Raw genomic sequence first — 20,315 nt, forward strand, 5'->3', positions numbered from 1 at the left:
GGATCGTGCGGTCGGAACGGCCGCGTGAACGAGGACGGGCCCCGGGATCTTCGATCCCGGGGCCCGTCCTCATGCGGTGTCGACGCGTTACTTCGCGACGCCCGGGTGCGTCATCGAGAGCAGGTCGAGTGCCTTGTCGAGGTCGGCCTCGGTGACCTCGCCGCGCTCCACGTAGCCGAGGTCGACGACGGCCTCGCGGACGGTGATGCCCTTCTTGACGGAGTGCTTCGCGATCTTCGCCGCGGCCTCGTAGCCGATGAGGCGGTTCAGCGGGGTGACCGTCGACGGGCTCATGCCGGCGAGGGCCGCTGCACGCTCGAGGTTCGCCTCGAGACCGGCGACGGTCTTGTCGGCGAGCACGGTCGACGCGTTCGCGAGCAGGCGGATCGACTCGAGCAGGGCGGTGCCCATGACGGGGATCTGCACGTTCAGCTCGAAGGAGCCCGAAGCGCCGGCCCAGGCGATGGTCGCGTCGTTGCCGATGACCCGCGCGCAGACCATGAGCACGGCCTCGGGCACGACCGGGTTGACCTTGCCCGGCATGATCGAGGAGCCCGGCTGCAGATCGGGGATGTGGAGCTCGGCGAGACCCGTGTTGGGGCCCGAGCCCATCCAGCGGATGTCGTTGTTGATCTTGGTCAGCGAGACCGCGATCGTGCGCAGCGCGCCCGACGCCTCGACGAGGCCGTCGCGGTTCGCCTGCGCCTCGAAGTGGTTGCGCGCCTCGGTGATGGGCAGACCGCTCGACTGGGCGATCTCGGCGATGACCTTCTCGGGGAAGCCGAGGGGGGTGTTGATGCCGGTGCCGACGGCGGTGCCGCCCTGCGGGACCTCGGCGACGCGGGGAAGCGCGGCGTCGATGCGCTCGATGCCGTAGCGGATCTGCGCGGCGAAGCCGCCGAACTCCTGGCCGAGGGTGACCGGGGTTGCGTCCATGAGGTGGGTGCGGCCCGACTTGACGGCGGTCTTCCACAGTTCGGCCTTGGCCTCGAACGCCTCGGCGAGGTGCGCGAGGGCCGGCTTCAGCTGCTCGATGAGCGCGCCGGTCACCGCGATGTGCACCGAGGTGGGGAACACGTCGTTCGACGACTGCGAGGCGTTGACGTGGTCGTTCGGGTGCACGGGGGCGCCGAGGTGCTTCGTCGCGAGGGTCGCGAGGACCTCGTTCATGTTCATGTTCGAGGAGGTGCCCGAGCCGGTCTGGTAGGTGTCGACCGGGAACATGTCGTGGTGATCGCCCGCGATGATCTCGTCGGCCGCGGCCACGATCGCGTCGGCGATCGCGGCGTCGAGGATCCCGAGATCCTTGTTCGCGATCGCTGCTGCGCGCTTGATGCGCGCGAGTGCGACGATCTGCGCGGGCTCGAGGCCCTTGCCCGAGATGGGGAAGTTCTCGACGGCGCGCTGCGTCTGCGCGGCGTACAGCGCGTTCTTCGGAACGCGGACCTCGCCCATGGTGTCGTGCTCGATGCGGTACTCGGTTTCGGTCACTGTCATCCTTTTTCTTCTCGTCGTCCTGCTCGCGGACTTCGCCGCGCCGCAGGACCGGTCTGGTGGGGTCTGGACGGGTTCAGTTCAGGGGTGCGAGCTCGAGCGCGAGCGGCCCGACGGCGGTGTAGGGCACGGCGCGTCCCTCGGTCAGCCGGTACTGGCAGCCGACGATGCCGAGCTCGCCGCGATCGACGGCATCGCTGATGGTGCGCGAGGTGCGCAGGAGCTCGTTCACGGTCGTCGCCAGGTGGATCCGGCCGATGGCGTTCGCGTCGACCTCGTCGGCGACGGCGTAGGGGGTGTCATGGCGGTCGCGGAGCCAGAACTGCTGCACCGAGGGCTGGATCGGGGCGAGCGTGTTGCGCACCGAATCCGTGACGGGCGACGGCGTGCGGCTCGACTGGTCGATCGCGGCGGCGACCGCGCCGCAGGAGTCGTGCGCGAGCACGACGATGAGCGAGGCGCCCAGCGCCGAGACGGCGTACTCCATCGAGGCGGTGATCGACTCGGCGACGACGTGCCCCATGTTGCGGGCGATGAACAGGTCGCCGAGGCCGCAGTCGAAGATGATCTCGGCGGCGAGACGGGAATCTGAGCAGCCGAACAGCGCCACGTCGGGCTCCTGCGAGTTCACGAGCTCGGATCGGCGCTCGACGTCCTGGTTCGGGTGCTTCGAGACGCCGCTGACGAACCGCTCGTTCCCGGCGATGAAGGCGTCCCAGGCCTGCTGGGGGGTGACGCGCGGCGTGCTCATTTCGCGGCTCCGTTCTGCGCGGCCTGCGTCGCGACGGCGTCGGCCAGCTGCTCGATGGTCTGGGTGGGGGCGGTGCCGTAGACGAGGAACGTCGAGGCGCCGATGACGCTCTGGTACCCCGTGCGCAGATTGCTCTTGTCGGGGCTGCGGCCGGGGTGCACGTACGCGGTCCAGTCGAACCCGCCGATGGACTGGGTGCCGGTCGCGGAGGTGTTCTCGAGCTGTTCGGCGATCCAGGTCTCGTTGACGGGCGACCCGTCGGCGGTGAAGGCCTGCACGACCGCGGCGTACTGCTTGTCGGGGGTGGTGTATCCGATGTACCAGTAGGTGATGCCGCCGGTCTTGGAGGAGCGCAACTCGGCCTGCTTCGCGTTCCAGCGGTCGGGCAGCTTCGGCGCGACGAGCGGCTGCCCGGCCGTCGGTGAAGCTTCGGAGGCGAGCTGCGCGACGTCGACCGAGCGGTCGGCGAAGTCGCCGCCGGTGCCGTGCGGCACCATCAGGTAGATGCCGAACACTACGGCGACGCTCACGATGAGCGAGAACACGAGGTTGTTGACGGTCTTGCGCTGCCGGTAGAGGCGGCTGTCGCGCGCCTTGCGGGCCGCGGTCTCGGACGGGGTCTCGGGGCGGCCGAGCTCCGCGACGACGACGGGGGCCTTGGTCTTCTTCGCCATCGGGGTGATCAGGCCTCCGGGCTCTCTGCGGGTGCCGCGTCGCCGCCGCGGCGCGCGGCCTCGAGGCGACGACGCGCACCGAGCAGCCACTCTTCGCAGCGGGCGGCGAGGCGTTCGCCGCGCTCCCAGAGCTCGAGGGACTCCTCGAGGGTGCTGCCGCCCTGCTCGAGTCGGTTCACCACCTGAACGAGTTCGTCGCGCGCCTCTTCATAACTGAGCGCGTCGGGATCCGGTCTATCGGAAGCGGCCATGCCCGCCAGTCTACCCGGGCCGTACTGGGGGCGGGCTCTGGCTGCTCGGGAGTGATCCGATCCGGGGGCCGACGATCGTCGAACCGCTGCGATATCACGAGCGCTATCTGCGTGATAGCATGTGTGTTATCGAAAGGAGTACCCGTGTCCACGATTCTGGTGAGGTCGCTCGACGAGTCGGTCAAGCTCCGCCTCGCCGCGCAGGCTCGGCTGCACGGCCGGTCGATGGAAGCGGAGGTGCGCGAGATTCTGACGCGGGCCGTCGCCAGGCCGAACATCGGCGTCGCGCTGGCGGACGCAGCTCGCGAAGCCGGCGGGATCGACGACCTGGTCCTCCCGCGACGCGACGACGTCGCGCGCGCGGTGGAGTTCGAGTGATCGTCCTCGACACGAACGTCGTCTCCGAGCTCATGCGGGTCGACCCGGATGGGCGGGTGCTCACGTGGATCACGACTACTGAGGAACGGGTCGCGATCACGGCGGTCACGCTCGCCGAACTGCTCGCCGGATTGCGCAGGCTGCCGGACGGGCGCCGAAAGATCGCGTTCCGCGACCGGGTGGACGCCGTGGTCTCCGAATATCGCGGATCCGGTGCGGTGCTCGCCTTCGACGAGGACGCGGCGGGGGAGTACGCCGAGATCCTCGCGATGCGCGAGCGGACGGGGCTTCCCATCGCGACTGCGGACGCCCAGATCGCGGCGATCTGCGCGGCGCAGGGCGCGATCTGCGCGACCCGAAACACCCGGGACTTCACGGGTACGGGCGTCGAGGTCTTCGATCCGTGGTCGGGCGAGTTCGCGCTGAGCTGACCGGGGTCGCGTCGGACCTCAGACGGTCGCGCCGTCCGAGGTCGCCGCGATGCGGCCACCGGCCAGCGACAGCCTGAGCGCTGCGCCGGCGGGCGCATCGGCGGGATCGCGGAGCACCGAGCCGTCGGCCAGCTGCGCGATCGCGTAACCGCGGTCGAGCGTGCCCTGGGGCGAGAGCGTCGTCAGGCGCGCGCGCAGCTCGAGGATCGTACGATCGCGTTCCTCGACTGCTCGGTCGACGAGCTCCGTGCCGCGCGCGATCCAGCGCACCAGTTCCTCGGCGCGCTCGTCGACGATGCGCTCCGGCTGCTGCATCGACGGGCGGGAGCGCAGCTGGGCGATCCGATCCGTCTCGTGCGCCAGCAGGTGCCCGAGGCGCGAGCTCATGCGGCTGCGCGCGCCGTCGATGCCGGCGAGCTCCTCGCCGACGTCGGGCACCACGCGCTTCGCCGCGTCGGTCGGGGTCGAAGCGCGCAGGTCGGCGACCTCGTCGAGCAGGGGCCGGTCGGCCTCGTGTCCGATCGCGCTCACGATCGGCGTCGTCGCCTCGGCCGCCGCGCGCAGCACCCCCTCGTCGCTGAACGGCAGCAGGTGCTGGAAATCTCCGCCGCCGCGGGCGACGATGATGACCTCGACCTCGGGATCGGCGTCGAGCGCGCGGATCCCGGTCGCGACCTCGGTCGCCGCGCGGTCGCCCTGCACCGCGCTGTAGTGGATCTTGAACCGGACCCCGGGCCAGCGCAGCGTCGCGTTGCGCACGACGTCCTTCTCGGCGTCGGAGTCGCGGCCGGTGACGAGTCCGATGAGCCCCGGCAGGAACGGCAGCGGACGCTTGCGCTCCGCATCGAACAGCCCTTCGGACTGGAGCTGCTTGCGTAGCCGTTCGAGGCGTTCGAGCAGCTCGCCGATGCCGACGTGCGACAGTTCGAACACCTGCATCGTGAGGGATCCGCCCTTGACCCAGAAGTTCGGCTTGACGAGCGCGATGACGCGGTCTCCCTGGGCGAACTCACCGGTCAGCCCGCGCGCGACCGACTGCCAGATGGTGAAGCTGACGGTCGCGTCCTGCGAGAGGTCCTTGAGCTTGCCGTAGACGTGCCCGCCGCGCACCTGCCACTGCGTGATCTCGCCCTCGACCCACACGGTTCCGAGGCGCTCGATCCAGTCGCGGATCTTCTGGCTCATCAGGCCGACGGGCCAGGGCGCCTCTCGGGTCGCCGGTGCGGTGGGCTCGGGCATGGGGCCAGCCTACTCGGGCGGCCGTGCGGAGCCGCCGCGCAGGGCGGGCATTTACACTGGTGAGCATGAACGCGACCACCTCGGATGCGCCGCAGATGCCGGACCAGCGCACCATCGGAGCCCCGGTGGTGAGCCTCGCGATGCCCCGTCTGCGCCGCGAGGTCGGCCGGTTGAAGGATCTGCCCGTCGGCGGCCCCAAGCAGGTGCTGCTCGCCGCCCCGCGCGGCTACTGCGCGGGCGTCGACCGTGCGGTCGTCGCGGTCGAGAAGGCGCTCGATCGTTTCGGCGCTCCGGTCTACGTGCGCAAGCAGATCGTGCACAACGTCCACGTGGTGCGTACGCTCGAGCAGATGGGGGCGATCTTCGTCGAGGAGGTCGACGAGGTTCCCGAGGGAGCGAACGTCGTGTTCTCGGCCCACGGCGTCTCTCCGGCGGTGGTCGAAGCGGCCGCCGATCGGGGGCTGCACGCGATCGACGCGACCTGCCCGCTCGTCACCAAGGTGCACCGCGAGGCCGTGCGCTTCGCGAAGCAGGATCTCGAGATCCTGCTCATCGGGCACACCGGGCACGAGGAGGTCGAGGGTACCGCCGGCGAGGCGCCCGAGCACATCACGATCGTGAACTCGCCCGACGACGTCGACACGCTCGAGGTGAACGACCCCGAGCGGCTCGTCTGGCTCTCGCAGACCACGCTCTCGGTCGACGAGACGATGGAGACGGTGCGCCGACTGCGTGAGAAGTTCCCGAAGCTGCAGGATCCGCCGAGCGACGACATCTGCTACGCCACGCAGAACCGCCAGGTCGCCATCAAGCAGATCGCGCCGCAGGCCGATCTCGTGATCGTGGTCGGGTCGGCGAACTCCTCGAACTCGGTGCGGCTCAAGGAGGTCGCGCTCGAGTACGGGGCGAAGGCCGCGTACCGCGTCGACTTCGCCTCGGAGGTGCGGCAGGAGTGGCTCGACGGGGTGCGCACCGTCGGCGTGACGAGCGGCGCCTCGGTGCCGGAGGTGCTCGTGCAGGAGCTGCTCGACGACCTCGCCGATGCCGGATACGCCGACGTGCGCGCGACGGTCACCGCGGAGGAGGACCTGGTGTTCTCGCTGCCGAAGGAGCTGCGCCAGGACGCCTCGGGCAAGCGCGACGAGCGCGCGCTCGGTGGCCGCGTCCGCGGCTGACCCCAGCTCCTCCGGCGTATCGTTCGCGTATGCTCCGAGCGCTACGCCGCGGCAACACCCGCTCCGATGGAATCGGAGCATGCACACCGAAGCACGACGCAATCGAATCCCGATCCTGCTGGCGCTGATCGCGGCAGCGGCCACCGTCACCGCCGTGGCGCTCGCCGGCTGCTCCGGCAAGCTGCACGCGCCGGGCGGCACCACGATGCCCGTCGGAGGGCCCGGCGCTGCGCAGCCTGCCGAGCAACCGCAGCAACCGCAGAAGCCCGAGGGCGACGGCTCGATCCAGGGCGACAACGGCATCGCCGTCGATGCCGATCACGCCGCGATCACCGGGCTGAAACCCGAGCTGCACGCCGCGCTCCTGCGCGCCGCCGAGGGCGCGAAGGAAGCGGGAGTCGAGCTGCGGGTCACCTCGGGGTGGCGCAGCCGCGAGCTGCAGCAGCAGCTCCTCGACGCCGCTGTGCAGCAGTACGGCAGCGAAGCGGAGGCGAGCAAGTGGGTGGACACCCCCGACCGCTCGCTGCACGTCACCGGGGACGCGGTCGACGTCGGGATGCTCGACGCCTCGATCTGGCTCGGCGACAACGGGCAGCGCTTCGGCCTCTGCCGGGCGTTCGAGAACGAGCGCTGGCACTTCGAACTCGCACCCGACGGCGGAACCGGGCAGTGCCCGGCCCTGCTGCCCGACCCGTCGTTCCGGCGCTGATGGCCGGGGGCCTCGGTCGCTCTTCCGGTCGGCTCGTCCCGGTGCCGCACCGGCCTCGGGACCGCAGCCGTCGTCAGGGCTCGCTGACGCGGGCGATCAGCTCGCTGAGCAGCGCTTCGGCCACGGGAGCGGGGAGCCGCTCGACGAGCGCCATGAGCGGGGCGAGCCGGCTCGGGACGGCGCTGCCCGATCCGCCGCCGGCCCCGGCGAGACGCAGGATCCGCCAGGCCGCCGCCGGGCCCGGGACCCGGCCGCCGGGGCCGTAGCCCAGCAGCCGCATCGCCGTGAGAGCGGCAGCGGGGTTCGCGGGAGCACGACCCCGCACCCGCTCCGCGGCACGACGCAGGGCCGCACCGAACTCGGGCACGGCCGCGTCGAGCACCGGCGTGATCGTGAGGTGCGCGCTGTGCGGGATCCGAACCCCGTCGGACTGGACGTACCCCGGCTGATGCTGGATCCGGAACCCCTCTTCGGCCATCGCGTCGGCCAGGTGGTGCGGGTCCACCCGTTCGTCTTCGGGCACCGACGCATCTGCGATGAGCGCGATCGCGGGGCCGACGGGCGCCCCCATCACCGCGATCCCCTCGATCGCGGCGGCCGCCGCTGCGATCCCGCGGGTCGCGGCGACGGTGCGCGCGGTCAGCTCGGCGTACCCCTCGGCTCCGAGATGCTGCACGATCGCCCAGGCCGCAGCGAGGGGCGACGCCGAACGGGAGCCCAGCAGTGTCGGGTTGACCACGGGGTACCCGGGCCAGCGGGTCGTCGCGAAGAACTGCGAGCGGTGCCGTGCACGACCCCGGTGCAGCAGCACCGAGACGCCCTTCGGGGCGAAACCGAACTTGTGCAGGTCGGCCGACAGGCTCGTGACGCCCGGCAGCCGGAAGTCCCAGACCGGAACGCCCGGCCACCAGGGCAGGGCGAGGCCGCCGAAGCAGGCATCGACGTGGCAGTCGATGCCCCGGGCCCGTGCGGCGTCCGACACCTCGCGGATCGGATCGACCGCCCCGCTCGGGTACGCCGGAGCCGAGACGACGACGAGCGCGACGTCGTCGTCGAGGCGCGACAGCATCGACTCGGCGCTCACCGAGCCGTCGTCGGCGCAGGGCACCGGATCCCAGTCGAGATCGAAGGCGCGCGCCGCCTTCTGGAACGCGGCGTGCGCCGTCGCCGGAGCCAGGAGCCGCGGCCGGGCGTGCGCGCGATCCGGAGACGCGGCGCGCCAGCGGTCCCTGGCCGACTTCACTGCGAGCAGGCAGCTCTCGGTGCCGCCGCTCGTGACGCTGCCTACGACCCGGCCCGGACCGAAGCGCGGCCCGTGCACGGCGGACCGGACGAACGCGACGAGGTCGCGCTCCATCGCCGCGATCGAGGGGAAGGCGGTCGGATCGAGCCCGTTGAGGGGGCGCGCGATCTCGGCGGCGCGGTGCGCGAGCTCATCGATCTCGGGTCGGCCCGGATCGTAGACGTAGGCGAGGATCCGGCCGCCGTGGGTGGGCGCATCGTGCTCGCGCAGTTCGCGCAGGCGGTCGAGTACCCGAGCGGGGTCGAGACGGGGTTCGACGGTCATGCGGGCTCCTCGGTCGCGGTGATGTCGTGCTCGCGCAGCCGGTATCGCGCCAGCACCGCGAGGCTGGCGAGCATGAGCAGCGCGGGCAGGAAGCTGAACGAGAGCGCGATGCCCGAGATCGCCGACCCCGGCTGCTCGACCCGGACCCCGGCCGTCGACTCGACGTAGCCGGTGAGGGCGAGCACGATCGTCAGCACGGTCGAACCCAGCGCCATGCCCGTGGTCTCGCCCGCGGTCCAGACCCCGCCGAAGATCCCGGCGCGGTCCGCGCCGCCGGCCCGGTCGTGGCTGATGACGTCGGGGAGCATCGCCATGGGCAGGGTCTGCATGCCGGCGTAGGCGGCGCCCGCCAGGGCGACCGGGGCGAGGATCCACCACCCGGGAGCCCAGGTCATGCCGATGAGCAGCACCGAGGCGAGCAGGAACAGCACGCTCGCGAGGCGGAACGCGCGCTCCTTGCCGATCCGATCCGCGAGGACCCTCCACAACGGGGAGACGAGCAGCGCCGGCGCGATGAGCGCGACGAACAGCAGCGTGACCGCGCCCTCGTCGCCCAGGATCCAGCGCGCCACGAACTGAGCGCCGGCCAGCATGAGCCCGGTCGCGAGCCCCTGCAGCACGAAGGTGCCGAGCAGTGCGCGGAACGGCTGGCTCTCCCGCAGCGCCGCGAGGCCCTCGCGGTAATGCTCGAGCAGTCCGGATCCGAAGCGCCCGCGGGGCGCGGTCGACGCGGTCGGTGCGGCCGGCGCCGCGGGCGCCGGGATGCCGCGCGGGGCGACGCGCGTCGCCACGAGCATGCCGGCCGAGAGCACGATCCCGGCGACGATCGCCATGACCAGGTATCCGACGAGCGGCTGCTCGGGGAACAGGCCGCGCAGCTCCGGACCGCCCGCGCCGAACAGCAGGATCGCGACCGTCAGCACGATCACACGCCAGGTCAGCAACCGGGTCCGCTCGCGGTACCCCGAGGTGAGCTCCGCGGGCAGCGCGATGTAGGGCACCTGGAACAGACTGAAGCAGGTCGCCGCGAGTACGAAGGCGACGAGCACCCAGAGCGCGGCGAGCACGGGCGGGGTCCCGGCCGGCACGGCGAAAGTGAGCGCGAACGCGATCGGCAGTCCGATCGCGCCGAGCAGCATGGGGCCGCGGCGCGATCCGGTGCGCTGCTTCGTGCGATCGCTGAGTCCGCCGATGAGCGGGTCGATCAGCACGTCCCAGACCTTCGCGAGCGTGACGATGGCGCCGGCTGCGAGCGCGGTGACCCCGAGCGAATCGGTCAGGTAGTAGACGAGCACCAGGCCCGGAAGCGTGGCGAAGCCGCCCGTGCCGAGCGACCCCGCGGCATAGCGCATCACGGTGGAGCCGGGCAGGCGATCGCCCGGGCCGGAGCCCGCGCCGGTGCCGGGATTCGTCGCTGAAACCATGCGCTCAGCGTAGCGGCAGCCCGTGCCGCCCGGTGGCGCGCGGCGGACGTGCCGATACAATCCCGCCGTGCCGAAACGCTTTCTGAACTCGCTGGTGCTCGTCGTGGCCCTCGGTCTCCCGCTCGGGCTGACCGCTCCCTCCGGCGATACCGGCCTGATGGCCGCGGTCCTGCTCTCCTCGGCCTTCGGATTCCTCATCGCGGCGAACAGTGGCTGGGCGGTGTCGTTCCGCTACATCCCGGTGATGCTCGCCGCGTGCGCGGCTGCGAGCCTGCTCTCGGGGCCGTGGTGGCCGGTCGTCATCGGAGCCGTCGCGCTCGCCGCCGGGCTCGCCCAGGGCGCCGGATGGGGAATGCCGGTCGCAGCGGCCGGCGTGATCGCCTGCAGCATGGCGCCGTCGGCGCCGGATGCCGCGCTCGGGCTGCGGCTCGTGGTGCTCGCAGCTGGCGCGGTGTACGCGGCGGTCGTCGCCCGCGCGCTCGGACTGCCGCGCCTGCACCGGGCGTCGCGCGTCGGCAGGCTGCGGAGCACGGTCTCGGGAGTCGGCTTCGCCGCGATCGCCGGTCTGGCCGCCGCGCTGTCGCACGGTCTGCCGCAGGGGTACTGGCTGCCCGCAACGGTGTTCGCCGTCGTGATGCCGTCCGCCGGGATGTCGTTGCAGCGGCGGGCCGTACAGCGCATCGCGGGCACGCTGCTCGGGGCCGCGATCGCGCTCGGGATCTCGCTGCTCGAGCCGCCCCAGGCCGCGGTGCTCGCCGTGATCCTGCTGTGCGCCTACCTCATCTGCTTCTTCCTGAGGCCGCTGTGGCTGATCACCACGCTCGTGACGACGGCGCTCATGCTGCTGCTCAGCGGGAGCCGCGACATCGGCGGGATCGCCGAGAGCCGGGTGCTGCTGACCATCACCGGCATCGTGCTCGTGCTCGCCGGGGCAGGGGCCGGCTGGGTGATGTCGCGCGCGATTCCGCGCTCGGTGCGTGAGTACGCGACCCACGAAGTCGCACCCGCGGTCACGGTCGAAGCGCCGTCAGCGGATGCCGAGGTGCCGCCCGCGGGTGCCGAGGTGCCGTCGGAGCCCGCCGACCGGCCCCGACGGTGATCACTTCGACGGGGTGGTGCGCAGCGCGTCCATCATCTTGGTGAGCGCGTCGGGATCCTGCAGCGCGGTCATGAGTTCGGGCGATCCGGCCATGGCGGCGATCGTGATCACCATCACGAGCAGGAATGCGGCGACTCCCGCGATGAGGGGCACGAAGAAGGTGAGCCTGTTCGCGCGCAGGCGGCGCACCGACAGGATCAGGCTGACCGCGTAGAGGCCGAGCACGGCGATCGCGCAGATGATGCCCACCGGCTCGAGCCAGCCCGGCGCCGTGTAATCGGAGACTCCGAGCAGCTCCGCCATGGTGCGCTGGCTCAGGGGGAACCGGTACAGCTCGAAGGCGATGTTCAGCGCACCGAAGGCGCCGATCACGAGCAGGAAGATCGTGATCACGCGATCCGCGGTGCGCGGCTTCGCCTGCGCCCGAGGCGGCTGCTGCGGCAGCGGGGCGTGCGCCGGAGCGGGCTGCTGCGTGTACGGCTGCTGGCTCTGCGCGCTCTGCGCACTCTGGGTCGGGGTCGAAGCAGTCGTGCCGGGCGTCGCCGACGCGCCACCAGCGCTGCCGGACCGCGCGCCGAGGTTGTGCGGCACCCCGGGCAGGCGCGTCGGAACTTCGGCGTCGGACAGCGCCTCCGCCGATGCCGGCGGGCTCGTCGGCCGGGCACCGACCTCGCCGAAGCGTGCCGTGTCCGGGCCGGAGCGGGATCCGGCCGGGTCGGCCGCACTCGCCTCCTGCGGCGGAGTCCAGCTCCAGCCCTCCGGTGCGTACTCGCCGTAGGCCGGTCGCGGTCGCGGATCCGCCGGGGCCGCCTGCGGCTCGGCCTGATCCGCCGGCTGCTCTGCCGGTCGGTCCTCGGGACGGGGATCCGTCACGCGCTCACCGACCTGCCGGCGGAACCGAGCTGCTGCGCGGCCTCGACGATGCGCGCGGCCATCGAGGTCTCGGCGGCCTTGCCCCAGGCGCGCGGGTCGTACTGCTTCTTGTTGCCGACCTCGCCGTCGATCTTGAGCACGCCCTCGTAATTGCGGAACATCGAGTCCGCGACGGCGCGCGTGAACGCGTACTGCGTGTCCGTGTCGATGTTCATCTTGATGACGCCGTTCGAGACCGCCTCGGCGATCTCCTCGGCCGTCGAACCCGATCCGCCGTGGAAGACGAGGTCGAGCGGCTTCGCGGCGGTGCCGTACTTCGCCTGCAGGCCGTCCTGGATCTCCTTCAGCAGGGCGGGGCGCAGCTGCACGTTGCCGGGCTTGTAGACGCCGTGCACGTTGCCGAAGGTGAGCGCGGTCAGGTACCGCCCCTGCTCGCCGAGGCCGAGCGCCTCGACGGTCGCGATCGCGTCGTCGAGGGTCGTGTAGAGCTGGTCGTTGATCTCGTGGCTGACGCCGTCCTCTTCGCCGCCGACGACGCCGATCTCGACCTCGAGGATGCTGCCGATCGCGTGCAGGCGGGGGAGGAGCTGCTGGGCGAGCTCGAGGTTCTCGGCGAGCGGCACGGCCGAGCCGTCCCACATGTGCGACTGGAAGTAGGGCAGGCCGCCCTCGCGCACGCGCTCCTCGCTCGCGGCGACGAGCGGCAGGAGGAAGCCCTCCAGCGCGTCCTTCGGGCAGTGGTCGGTGTGGAGGGCGACGGTCACGTCGTAGGCCTTCGCGACCTCCTCCGCGTACTTGGCGAACGCGATCGCGCCGCCCGCGCGGTTCTTCACGGTGTGCCCGGCGAAGTAGTCGGCGCCGCCGGTCGAGACCTGGATGATGCCGTCCGATCCCGCCTCGGCGAAGCCCTGCAGCGCCGCGTTCAGCGTCTGGGAGCTCGAGACGTTGATCGCGGGGAATGCGAAACTGCCGCTCTTGGCGGCGTCGAGCATGGCGGCGTACTGTTCCGGGCTGGCAACGGGCATCGGTGCTCCTTGGCGTCGTGACGTGTCGGCGCATGGCCGCTATGCCCCTCAGTCTACGCGGTAGGCTGGGAACCATGACCGAATCCCACTCGCTTGGCAACTGGCAGCCCGACCGCAACCTCGCGATGGAGCTCGTCCGCGCGACCGAGGCCGCGGCGATCCGTGCGACGCCGTTCATCGGCCGCGGCGACAAGAACGCCGCCGACGGCGCCGCCGTCGACGCCATGCGCCGCTTCCTCTCGACCGTCTCGATGGACGGCACCGTCGTCATCGGCGAAGGCGAGAAGGACGACGCCCCCTGGCTCTACAACGGCGAACGCGTCGGCAACGGCGAGGGCGCGGCGTGCGACGTCGCGGTCGACCCGATCGACGGCACCCGCCTCACCGCCGAGGGCCGGCCCGGCGCGCTCTCGGTGATCGCGGTCGCCGACCGCGGCAGCATGTACGACCCCTCGGCCGTCTTCTACATGGACAAGCTCGTCTGCGGACCCGACGGCGTCGGCGTCGTCGACATCCGCAAGCCGATCGGCGCGAACATCCGCGACCTCGCCAAGGCGAAGGGCGTCGACGTCTCCGATATCCGCGTCGCGGTGCTCGACCGTCCGCGCCACGAGCAGCTCATCGCCGAGATCCGCGAAGCGGGCGCGGGCACCCGCCTGCTCATGGACGGCGACGTCGCGGGCGGCGTCAACGCGGCCCGCTGGGACTCCCGCATCGACCTGTGCGTCGGCATCGGCGGCACCCCCGAGGGCATCATCACGGCCTGCGCGGTGAAGGCGCTCGGCGGCGTGATCCAGGGCCGCCTGTGGCCGAAGGACGACGAGGAGCGTCAGAAGGCGATCGACGCCGGGCACGACCTCGACCGCGTGCTCGAGGCGAACGATCTCGTCGCGAGCGATAACGCCTACTTCGTCGCGACCGGCATCACCTCGGCGGACTTCGTCGAGGGCGTGCAGCGTCGCGGCCCGTTCCTCCGCGCCGAGAGCATCGTGATGCGCTCGCACTCGGGCACGATCCGCCACATCGTCAGCGATATGGATCCCGACCGCTGGAACTAGTGCTCGGCTGAGCCCCTTGGCGGGTTCTCCGACGACGCCCCTTCGCCGCCCGTTCCGGGTCGACGAGGGGGCGTCGTTCGTTGCGCCCGGGTTCGGGTTCATGTCCATGTCCGGGGCCGGGCTTCCGCGCCCGACGCGACCCAGAATCCCTTTTCGAGTGAACAGTTGTACATGAAATGAGCCCCCATTTCATGTACAACTGCTCACTCGAGCACGTTCGCACGTTCGCACGTTCGCGCGTGGCGCGTCGCGCATGTCACGGGAACCTCCGAAGGGGGCCAGGGCGCCGGGTTACACTGCGCCGCATGGCTCTTTTCGGACGAGGGACGCACGACGGAACCGAGAACGACGATGCTGCGCGGGGCGAGGAGCGTGATGCGCGAGACCACGCGGCCGATCACGCCGCCGATCCCGCCGCGGCACCGGTCCGGCGGGACGAGCGACTGGCCGAGGGGCTCGGACTCTGGGCGGAGCGGAAGGATCGGCGGACGCTGGCGGAGGTGCTGCGGCGCGCGCTGACCGGTCAGCTCCTGCTCGACATCTCGGATTCGGAGATCGCGGATCCGAGTTCCGGTCTGCAGCGGGGCGACCGGATCGCGATCGCAGCCCAGACCGACAACGCGGGGAGGCAACTGCTGATGGCGTTCACCGAGAATGAGGAGCTCACCCGATATCGGGGGCGTCCGGGGATCTCGCTCGTCCAGCCCACCGCGGCGGTGCTCGCGCAGGCGGCCCGCGACTTCGAGGGCATCGCGATCGATCCTCGGGCGGAGCACGCCTGCATCGTCTATGCGGAGGAGATCCTGCAGCACTTCGCCGACGACCCCGAGGCTCTCGTGCGCGCGACCGCGGCGACCACGACCGCGGCGACCGCGACCGCCGCGACCACGGCAACGGCAGCCGCGACGCCGACGGCAAACACCAACGCCCCGACGGCGGAGCGGTCGCCGTCGGATCCCGGATCCGGGTTGTTCGAGTCGCTGGTCGACGCTCCGCTGTTCGTGCCCGTCATCCCGGAACGGGATGCGTCGGGCGCCGAGACCGGGGCCGCTCGCGTGATGTCGGCCCAGGACGATCAGGGGCGGAGTTTCGCCGTGGCGGGGACGTCGCCGGCAGAGCTCTGGGCCTGGCGCGCCGAGGCGGAGGCGCATCGGGTCGCGCTCGCGCAGCTGGCGGATCTGGTGCAGGGGAACGGCCTCGCGGGCCTGCAACTGAATCCCGGCGGGCCGGGGGTGTTCGTGCCCGCGGAGGAGCTGAGACCCTTCGCGAGCACGGCCGGAGCCTGAGCCGGAACCGGAGCCGGAGCCGGAGCCGGAGCCTGAGCCGGAACCGGAGCCTGAGCCGCTAGTCCTGTCCGCTCGCGGATCCGGCGCCCGCGCCGTCGTCCGCGGCATCCGACATCGTGTCGGCCTCGGTGTCGCCGTCGGTGGTCGGCCAGAGGGAGAGCGCGGCCGATCCGTGGTCTGCGCCCGACCCGGATGCACCTTCGGCTTCTTCGAGTGCTTCGGCGTCGGCGAAGACATCGCCGAGGGCGGCCGAGTCGAAGGTCTCGACCGAGCGCAGCGTGCGGGTGACGGCGCGGGTGCGCACGCCCGCCTGGTGCACCGTGTTCTGCGCGGTCTGGAGCTGCTTCTCGAGCTTTTCCCAGACCTGGCCGTACTTCTGGAATTCGGACTTGGCCGCGCCGAGCACCTGCCACACCTCGGAGCTGCGCTTCTCGATGGCGAGGGTGCGGAACCCGAGCTGGAGGCTGTTGAGCAGCGACATGAGCACCGTGGGCCCCGCGACCGTGATGTGGTACTCGTTCTGCAGCCGGCTGGCGAGGCCGGGCCTGCGGATCACCTCGGCGAAGAGCCCCTCGGTCGGCAGGTACATGATGGCGAAGTCGGTGGAGTGCGGCGGTTCGATGTACTTGTCGCGGATCAGCTTCGCCTGCGTGAGGATGACCCGCTCGACCACCTTGCTGGCGGCCTCGATCTGGTCCTTCTCGCCGCCCTCCTGGGCCTCGAGCAGACGCTCGTAGTCCTCCTGCGGGAATTTGGAGTCGATGGGCAGCCAGACCGGGGTCTCGCCGTCGCCCCGGCCGGGCAGTTTGATGGCGAACTCGACGCGTTCGGCGGATCCCGGTCGCACGGCGACGTTCTCGGCGTACTGCTCGGGGGTGAGCATGTCTTCGAGCTGGCGCGCCAGCTGCACCTCGCCCCAGCTGCCGCGCGTCTTGACGTTGGTGAGCACGCGCTTGAGCCCGCCGACGTCGGACGCCAGGGTCTGCATCTCGCCGAGACCCTTCTGCACCTGTTCGAGCCGGTCGCTGACCAGCTTGAAGGACTCGCCGAGGCGGCGCTCGAGCGTGCCCTGCAGCTTCTCGTCGACGGTCTCCCGCATCTTCTCGAGCTTCGCCTCGTTGCCCTGGCGCAGTTTCTCGAGCTCCTCGCGCAGCGTCTGCTGCAGTTCGGCCTGCTTCGACACGTGCGTCTCGGTGAGGTGCTGGATCCGCTGCGCGTTCTCGTCGAGGGCCGACTTGAGGGTCTCGCGCAGCTTCTCGTCGACGGAGACGCGGACCTGCTCGAGCTTCGCCTCGTTCGCCTCGCGGAGCACCTCGAACCGCTGCTCGATCGAGGCCTTGAGCTCGCCCTGCGCCTCGGCAGCGGACTGCGCGGCCCGGTGCTGGCGGTCGCCCAGCTCCGATAGGGATCGGGCGAGGAGGTCGCGCAGCTCGCGCTGCGCCGCCGTGCGGGATTCGCGCTCGCGAATGAGCTCCTGCGCCTGCGCGGCCCCGCGCGTCTCCTGCTGCTGATGGCCGCTCGCGATGACCTGCGCGAGTTCGCTGCGCTGCGTCGCGAGGTCCTGTCGCAGCTCGCCGGTGAAGGCGCGCATCTCGCCGCGCACGGCGTCGGGCGAGCCCGAGCCGGAACCCGCGCCGCCCGTGCGCCGGACGAGCAGCACGAGCACGAGCGCGAGGAGCACGATCGTGAGCGCGCTCAGGATGATGAGGAGGAGTTCCATTGATGCACCGGTTCGCCAGAGGACAGGGGGATTCGAAGTAATTGGAGGCTAGCGGGCACCTCCGACAACGACGGGAGCCCCGGGCTCGCGCAGCGCGCGAGCCCGGGGCTCCGATCCCGAGAGGCGCCTCAGAGCACCTTGCTCAGGAACTCCTGCAGGCGCGGGGTCTGCGGGTGGTCGAACACCTGTGCCGGATCGCCCTGCTCGCAGACCACGCCGTCGGCCATGAACACGACCTTGTCGCACACCTCGCGCGCGAAGCCCATCTCGTGGGTGACCAGCACCATCGTGATGCCGGTCTTCGAGAGCTCGCGGATCACCTCGAGCACCTCGCCGACCATCTCGGGGTCGAGGGCCGAGGTGGCCTCGTCGAAGAGCATGATCGCGGGTTCCATCGCGAGGGCCCGGGCGATCGCGACGCGCTGCTTCTGGCCGCCCGAGAGCTGGGCCGGCCGCGCGTCCGCCTTCTCCTCGAGACCGACGCGGCGCAGCAGGGCGAGCGCCTGTTTGCGCGCTTCCTCCTTCGACCGCTTGCCCGTCTCGACCGGTGCGAGCATCACGTTCTCGACCACGGTCATGTTGGGGAAGAGATTGAAGTGCTGGAACACCATGCCGACGTGCCGACGCACCTCGTTGATGTCGACCTTCGGGTCCATGATGTCGAAGCCGTTCGCCACGACGGTGCCCGCGGTCGGCACCTCGAGCTTGTTGAGGCAGCGGAGGATGGTCGATTTGCCGGAGCCCGAGGGGCCGATGAGCGAGACGACCTCTCCCGGGGCGACCTCGAGGTCGATGCCCTTGAGCACCTCGTTCGAGCCGAACGACTTGCGCAGCCCGGTCACGCTGATGCCGGCGCCGCTGACGACGACGGGCACCGTTCCGGAGGTGAGTTTCTGGCTCACTTGTTCACCTTCTTATCCACGATGTTGGCGACCCAGGTCAGGAGGGTGATCACCACGAAGTACATGATGCCCACGATGATGAGCATCTCGGTCGTGCGGTAGTTGGCCGCGTAGATCTGCTGCGCCTGGTAGAGCAGCTCGGCGAAGCCGATGGTGAGCAGCAGGGAGGAATCCTTCAGCGTGATGACGAACTGGTTGATGATCGCGGGCGTCGAGATCTTGACCGCCTGCGGCACGACCACGCGCTGCATCGACTTGCCCCAGCCGAGGCCGAGGGATCGCGCGGCCTCCATCTGGCCGGGATCCACGGCCTGGAGACCGCCGCGCACGATCTCGGTGAGGTAGGCACCGGAGTTCAGCGCCAGCGTCGCGGTACCGGCCCAGAACACGTTGCCCGTGACTCCGGTGAGCTGCGGCAGACCGAAGTAGAACAGGAACGCCCAGACCAGCACCGGGGTACCGCGGAACACGGCGACGTAGACCGAGGCGATCCCGCGCAGGGTGCGCGAGGTCGAGATCTTCATGAAACCGAAGATGAGGCCGAGCACCATCGCGATGATGAACGCCATCATGGTGATGCGCAGGGTGTTCCAGAGGCCCTCGCCCAGCGCGGGCATCGAATCGACGAACAGCTGGATGAACCCGGGCTGCGCCTTGGCGCCGCCGTCGGCGGTCGCCGAGGTGTCCTTGCCGAGGTAGGTCTCGAGCGTCTTCGCGTAGCTGCCGTCCGCCTTCATGCGGGCGAGGCCGTTGTTGAACGCCTCGAGCAGGTCGGCGTTCTTGCCCTTCGCCACGGCGAAGCCGTACTGACCGCCGGGGATCTTGGCCGTGACGACCTTGAGCCCGTTGCCCTGCTCAATGCCGTACTTGAGCACCGGGTAGTCGTCGAACACGGCCGCGGCGGATCCGTTCTTCACGGACTCGATGAGGCTGGTCGACTGGTCGAGCGCCTTGACGGTGAAGCCGTACTTCTCGGAGAGCTTCTTCGCCTCGGACTCGCCCTCGGATCCGCCCTTGGCGACGACGGTCTTGCCCTTGAGGTCCTCGTAGCCCTTTACATCGCTGTTCTTCGCGACGGCCATCTGGACGCCGGAATCGAAGTAGGGATCGGAGAAGTCGAACGTCTGCTTGCGCTCGTCGGTGATGGACATGCCGGCGATGACGCCGTCGGCCTGCCCGGAGGTGACCGCCGAGACCGCCGCCTGGAACCCGAGCGACTGGACGTCGACCTGGAAGTTCTCCTCCTTCGCGATGCGGTTCAGGAGGTCCATGTCGATGCCGACGAGCTTCCCGTCCTTGCGGAACTCGAACGGCGCGAAGGTCGTGTCGGTCGCGATGGTGAACTTCTTGCCGCCCAGATCCATCGCGGCCGGCGCCTCGCCGCCGCCAGCGGTGCCGCCGGTGCCGAGGTACTTCTCGAGGATCTTGTCGTACGAACCGTCGGACTTGAGCGCCGCGAGGCCCTCGTCGAACGCGGCGAGCAGGTCGGCGTTCTTCCCCTTCGCGACGGCGAAGCCGTACTGGCCACCGGGGATCTTGTCGGTCACGACCTTGAGGCCGTTGCCCTGGGCGATGCCGTACTTGAGCACGGGGTAATCGTCGAACACCGCGGCCGCGGATCCGTTCTTGACCGATTCGATGAGGCTGGTCGACTGGTCGAGCGCCTTAACGGTGAAGCCGTACTTCTCGGACAGCTTCTTGGCCTCGGCCTCGCCCTCGGAGCCGCCCTTGGCGACGACGGTCTTGCCCTTCAGATCGTCGTAGCCCGTCACGTCGCTGTTCTTCGCGACGGCCATTTGCACGCCCGAGTCGAAGTAGGGATCGGAGAAGTCGAAGGTCTGCTTGCGCTCATCGGTGATGGACATGCCCGCGATGACGCCGTCCGCCTGGCCGCTCGTCACGGCCGAGACGGCCGCTTGGAATCCGAGGGACTGGATCTCGACCTGGAAGTTCTCCTTCTCGGCGATGGCGTTGAGGAGGTCCATGTCGATGCCGACGAGCTTGCCGTCCTTGCGGAACTCGAACGGCGCGAAGGTCGTGTCGGTCGCGATGACGAACTTCTTGCCCTTGAGGTCGGCGGTCTTCGCTGGCGCGGCGTGCGCGGGGCCCGCGGACGGGGGCGCGGCCTGCGCGGCGGATCCCGCGACCAGCATGACGAGGCCCGCGATCACCGCCCCGATCGCCAGCCGCAGGCTGAATGGATGCTTGCTCTGATGCACTGAGGGCTGCTCCTTCGTTGGAGGCTCCGCGGTCTGCGGG

General features: G+C 70.6%; 19 protein-coding genes. 7 read left to right on the top strand and 12 right to left on the bottom strand.

Annotated features, from left to right (window positions below; translation table 11 throughout):
* Nucleotides 1-87: 87 nt before the first annotated feature.
* The 4 genes from BMH31_RS01355 to BMH31_RS01370 form a co-directional block, all read right to left on the bottom strand.
* On the bottom strand, nt 88-1,497 hold the full coding sequence (locus BMH31_RS01355) for a class II fumarate hydratase (RefSeq protein ID WP_199068239.1): 1,410 nt from the start codon (nt 1,495-1,497) through the stop codon (nt 88-90).
* A gap of 73 nt (nt 1,498-1,570) precedes the next feature.
* Nucleotides 1,571-2,245: a carbonic anhydrase gene (locus BMH31_RS01360; RefSeq protein WP_099723557.1), complete on the bottom strand. Its 675-nt coding sequence runs from the start codon at nt 2,243-2,245 to the stop codon at nt 1,571-1,573.
* The gene (locus BMH31_RS01365) at nt 2,242-2,919 is read right to left on the bottom strand and encodes a DUF4245 domain-containing protein (protein ID WP_099723558.1); all 678 of its coding nucleotides are present in this window, start codon (nt 2,917-2,919) and stop codon (nt 2,242-2,244) included. The genes BMH31_RS01360 and BMH31_RS01365 overlap by 4 nt, the downstream gene beginning before the upstream one ends.
* An 8-nt stretch (nt 2,920-2,927) precedes the next feature.
* Nucleotides 2,928-3,170, bottom strand: a complete 243-nt coding sequence (locus BMH31_RS01370) for an exodeoxyribonuclease VII small subunit (RefSeq protein WP_099723559.1) — start codon at nt 3,168-3,170, stop codon at nt 2,928-2,930.
* 144 nt (nt 3,171-3,314) lie between these two features.
* On the opposite strand from BMH31_RS01370, the gene BMH31_RS01375 reads away from it, so the two are divergent.
* Complete coding sequence (locus BMH31_RS01375) at nt 3,315-3,548, top strand: toxin-antitoxin system (protein ID WP_099723560.1); 234 nt, start codon at nt 3,315-3,317, stop codon at nt 3,546-3,548.
* Nucleotides 3,545-3,979: a type II toxin-antitoxin system VapC family toxin gene (locus tag BMH31_RS01380; RefSeq protein ID WP_099723561.1), complete on the top strand. Its 435-nt coding sequence runs from the start codon at nt 3,545-3,547 to the stop codon at nt 3,977-3,979. Before BMH31_RS01375 ends, BMH31_RS01380 begins: the two co-directional genes overlap by 4 nt.
* A gap of 18 nt (nt 3,980-3,997) precedes the next feature.
* On the opposite strand, the gene xseA is transcribed toward BMH31_RS01380, so the two are convergent.
* Nucleotides 3,998-5,218 carry an exodeoxyribonuclease VII large subunit gene (gene xseA, locus BMH31_RS01385; protein ID WP_099723562.1) on the bottom strand — a complete coding sequence of 407 codons (1,221 nt, stop codon included), beginning with the start codon at nt 5,216-5,218 and terminating at the stop codon, nt 3,998-4,000.
* Between the two features lie 140 nt (nt 5,219-5,358).
* On the opposite strand from xseA, the gene BMH31_RS01390 reads away from it, so the two are divergent.
* Both BMH31_RS01390 and BMH31_RS01395 read left to right on the top strand, forming a co-directional pair.
* Nucleotides 5,359-6,393 (top strand): 4-hydroxy-3-methylbut-2-enyl diphosphate reductase, encoded by a 1,035-nt coding sequence (locus BMH31_RS01390; protein ID WP_099723635.1) that lies wholly within the window; start codon nt 5,359-5,361, stop codon nt 6,391-6,393.
* A 79-nt stretch (nt 6,394-6,472) separates the two neighbouring features.
* Nucleotides 6,473-7,102: a M15 family metallopeptidase gene (locus BMH31_RS01395; protein ID WP_099723563.1), complete on the top strand. Its 630-nt coding sequence runs from the start codon at nt 6,473-6,475 to the stop codon at nt 7,100-7,102.
* 73 nt (nt 7,103-7,175) lie between these two features.
* On the opposite strand, the gene BMH31_RS01400 is transcribed toward BMH31_RS01395, so the two are convergent.
* A complete protein-coding gene (locus BMH31_RS01400) occupies nt 7,176-8,669 on the bottom strand; it encodes an aminotransferase class V-fold PLP-dependent enzyme (protein ID WP_099723564.1) in 1,494 nt (497 codons plus the stop codon).
* Nucleotides 8,666-10,021: an MFS transporter gene (locus BMH31_RS01405; protein ID WP_241898088.1), complete on the bottom strand. Its 1,356-nt coding sequence runs from the start codon at nt 10,019-10,021 to the stop codon at nt 8,666-8,668. Before BMH31_RS01405 ends, BMH31_RS01400 begins: the two co-directional genes overlap by 4 nt.
* A 139-nt stretch (nt 10,022-10,160) precedes the next feature.
* Here BMH31_RS01405 and BMH31_RS01410 point away from each other — a divergent pair, with 139 nt between their 5' ends.
* Nucleotides 10,161-11,192 (top strand): FUSC family protein, encoded by a 1,032-nt coding sequence (locus tag BMH31_RS01410; protein WP_099723566.1) that lies wholly within the window; start codon nt 10,161-10,163, stop codon nt 11,190-11,192.
* Here BMH31_RS01410 and BMH31_RS01415 read toward each other — a convergent pair whose 3' ends face one another.
* Nucleotides 11,193-12,065 carry a DUF6264 family protein gene (locus BMH31_RS01415; RefSeq protein WP_099723567.1) on the bottom strand — a complete coding sequence of 291 codons (873 nt, stop codon included), beginning with the start codon at nt 12,063-12,065 and terminating at the stop codon, nt 11,193-11,195.
* Nucleotides 12,062-13,090 (bottom strand): class II fructose-bisphosphate aldolase, encoded by a 1,029-nt coding sequence (fbaA, locus tag BMH31_RS01420; protein ID WP_099723568.1) that lies wholly within the window; start codon nt 13,088-13,090, stop codon nt 12,062-12,064. Before fbaA ends, BMH31_RS01415 begins: the two co-directional genes overlap by 4 nt.
* Nucleotides 13,091-13,164: 74 nt before the next feature.
* Here fbaA and glpX point away from each other — a divergent pair, with 74 nt between their 5' ends.
* Nucleotides 13,165-14,148: a class II fructose-bisphosphatase gene (glpX, locus tag BMH31_RS01425; RefSeq protein ID WP_099723569.1), complete on the top strand. Its 984-nt coding sequence runs from the start codon at nt 13,165-13,167 to the stop codon at nt 14,146-14,148.
* A gap of 305 nt (nt 14,149-14,453) precedes the next feature.
* Nucleotides 14,454-15,434, top strand: a complete 981-nt coding sequence (locus BMH31_RS01430; protein WP_158234958.1) for an SseB family protein — start codon at nt 14,454-14,456, stop codon at nt 15,432-15,434.
* Nucleotides 15,435-15,492: 58 nt separating this feature from the next.
* Here BMH31_RS01430 and rmuC read toward each other — a convergent pair whose 3' ends face one another.
* From rmuC to BMH31_RS01445, 3 genes are all read right to left on the bottom strand, one after another.
* On the bottom strand, nt 15,493-17,154 hold the full coding sequence (gene rmuC / locus BMH31_RS01435; protein ID WP_143469775.1) for a DNA recombination protein RmuC: 1,662 nt from the start codon (nt 17,152-17,154) through the stop codon (nt 15,493-15,495).
* Between the two features lie 128 nt (nt 17,155-17,282).
* Nucleotides 17,283-18,029, bottom strand: a complete 747-nt coding sequence (locus BMH31_RS01440; RefSeq protein WP_099723636.1) for an amino acid ABC transporter ATP-binding protein — start codon at nt 18,027-18,029, stop codon at nt 17,283-17,285.
* Nucleotides 18,030-18,052: 23 nt separating this feature from the next.
* Entirely contained in the window at nt 18,053-20,275 is a 2,223-nt protein-coding gene (locus tag BMH31_RS01445; protein ID WP_241898077.1) for an ABC transporter permease subunit, read from the bottom strand.
* Between the last annotated feature and the right edge of the window lie 40 nt (nt 20,276-20,315).

This window comes from Leucobacter sp. OLIS6, assembly GCF_002752355.1.
Classification (GTDB): domain Bacteria; phylum Actinomycetota; class Actinomycetes; order Actinomycetales; family Microbacteriaceae; genus Leucobacter.

Coding starts and splice junctions, on each gene's coding strand:
- BMH31_RS01395 (WP_099723563.1), top strand. CDS start 6,473: ATGCACACCGAAGCACGACGCAATCGAATCCCGATCCTGCTGGCGCTG.
- BMH31_RS01430 (WP_158234958.1), top strand. CDS start 14,454: ATGGCTCTTTTCGGACGAGGGACGCACGACGGAACCGAGAACGACGAT.
- BMH31_RS01405 (WP_241898088.1), bottom strand. CDS start 10,021: ATGCGCTATGCCGCGGGGTCGCTCGGCACGGGCGGCTTCGCCACGCTT.
- BMH31_RS01400 (WP_099723564.1), bottom strand. CDS start 8,669: ATGACCGTCGAACCCCGTCTCGACCCCGCTCGGGTACTCGACCGCCTG.
- BMH31_RS01390 (WP_099723635.1), top strand. CDS start 5,359: ATGCCCCGTCTGCGCCGCGAGGTCGGCCGGTTGAAGGATCTGCCCGTC.
- BMH31_RS01360 (WP_099723557.1), bottom strand. CDS start 2,245: ATGAGCACGCCGCGCGTCACCCCCCAGCAGGCCTGGGACGCCTTCATC.
- BMH31_RS01365 (WP_099723558.1), bottom strand. CDS start 2,919: ATGGCGAAGAAGACCAAGGCCCCCGTCGTCGTCGCGGAGCTCGGCCGC.
- glpX (WP_099723569.1), top strand. CDS start 13,165: ATGACCGAATCCCACTCGCTTGGCAACTGGCAGCCCGACCGCAACCTC.
- BMH31_RS01370 (WP_099723559.1), bottom strand. CDS start 3,170: ATGGCCGCTTCCGATAGACCGGATCCCGACGCGCTCAGTTATGAAGAG.
- fbaA (WP_099723568.1), bottom strand. CDS start 13,090: ATGCCCGTTGCCAGCCCGGAACAGTACGCCGCCATGCTCGACGCCGCC.
- rmuC (WP_143469775.1), bottom strand. CDS start 17,154: ATGGAACTCCTCCTCATCATCCTGAGCGCGCTCACGATCGTGCTCCTC.
- BMH31_RS01355 (WP_199068239.1), bottom strand. CDS start 1,497: ATGACAGTGACCGAAACCGAGTACCGCATCGAGCACGACACCATGGGC.
- xseA (WP_099723562.1), bottom strand. CDS start 5,218: ATGCCCGAGCCCACCGCACCGGCGACCCGAGAGGCGCCCTGGCCCGTC.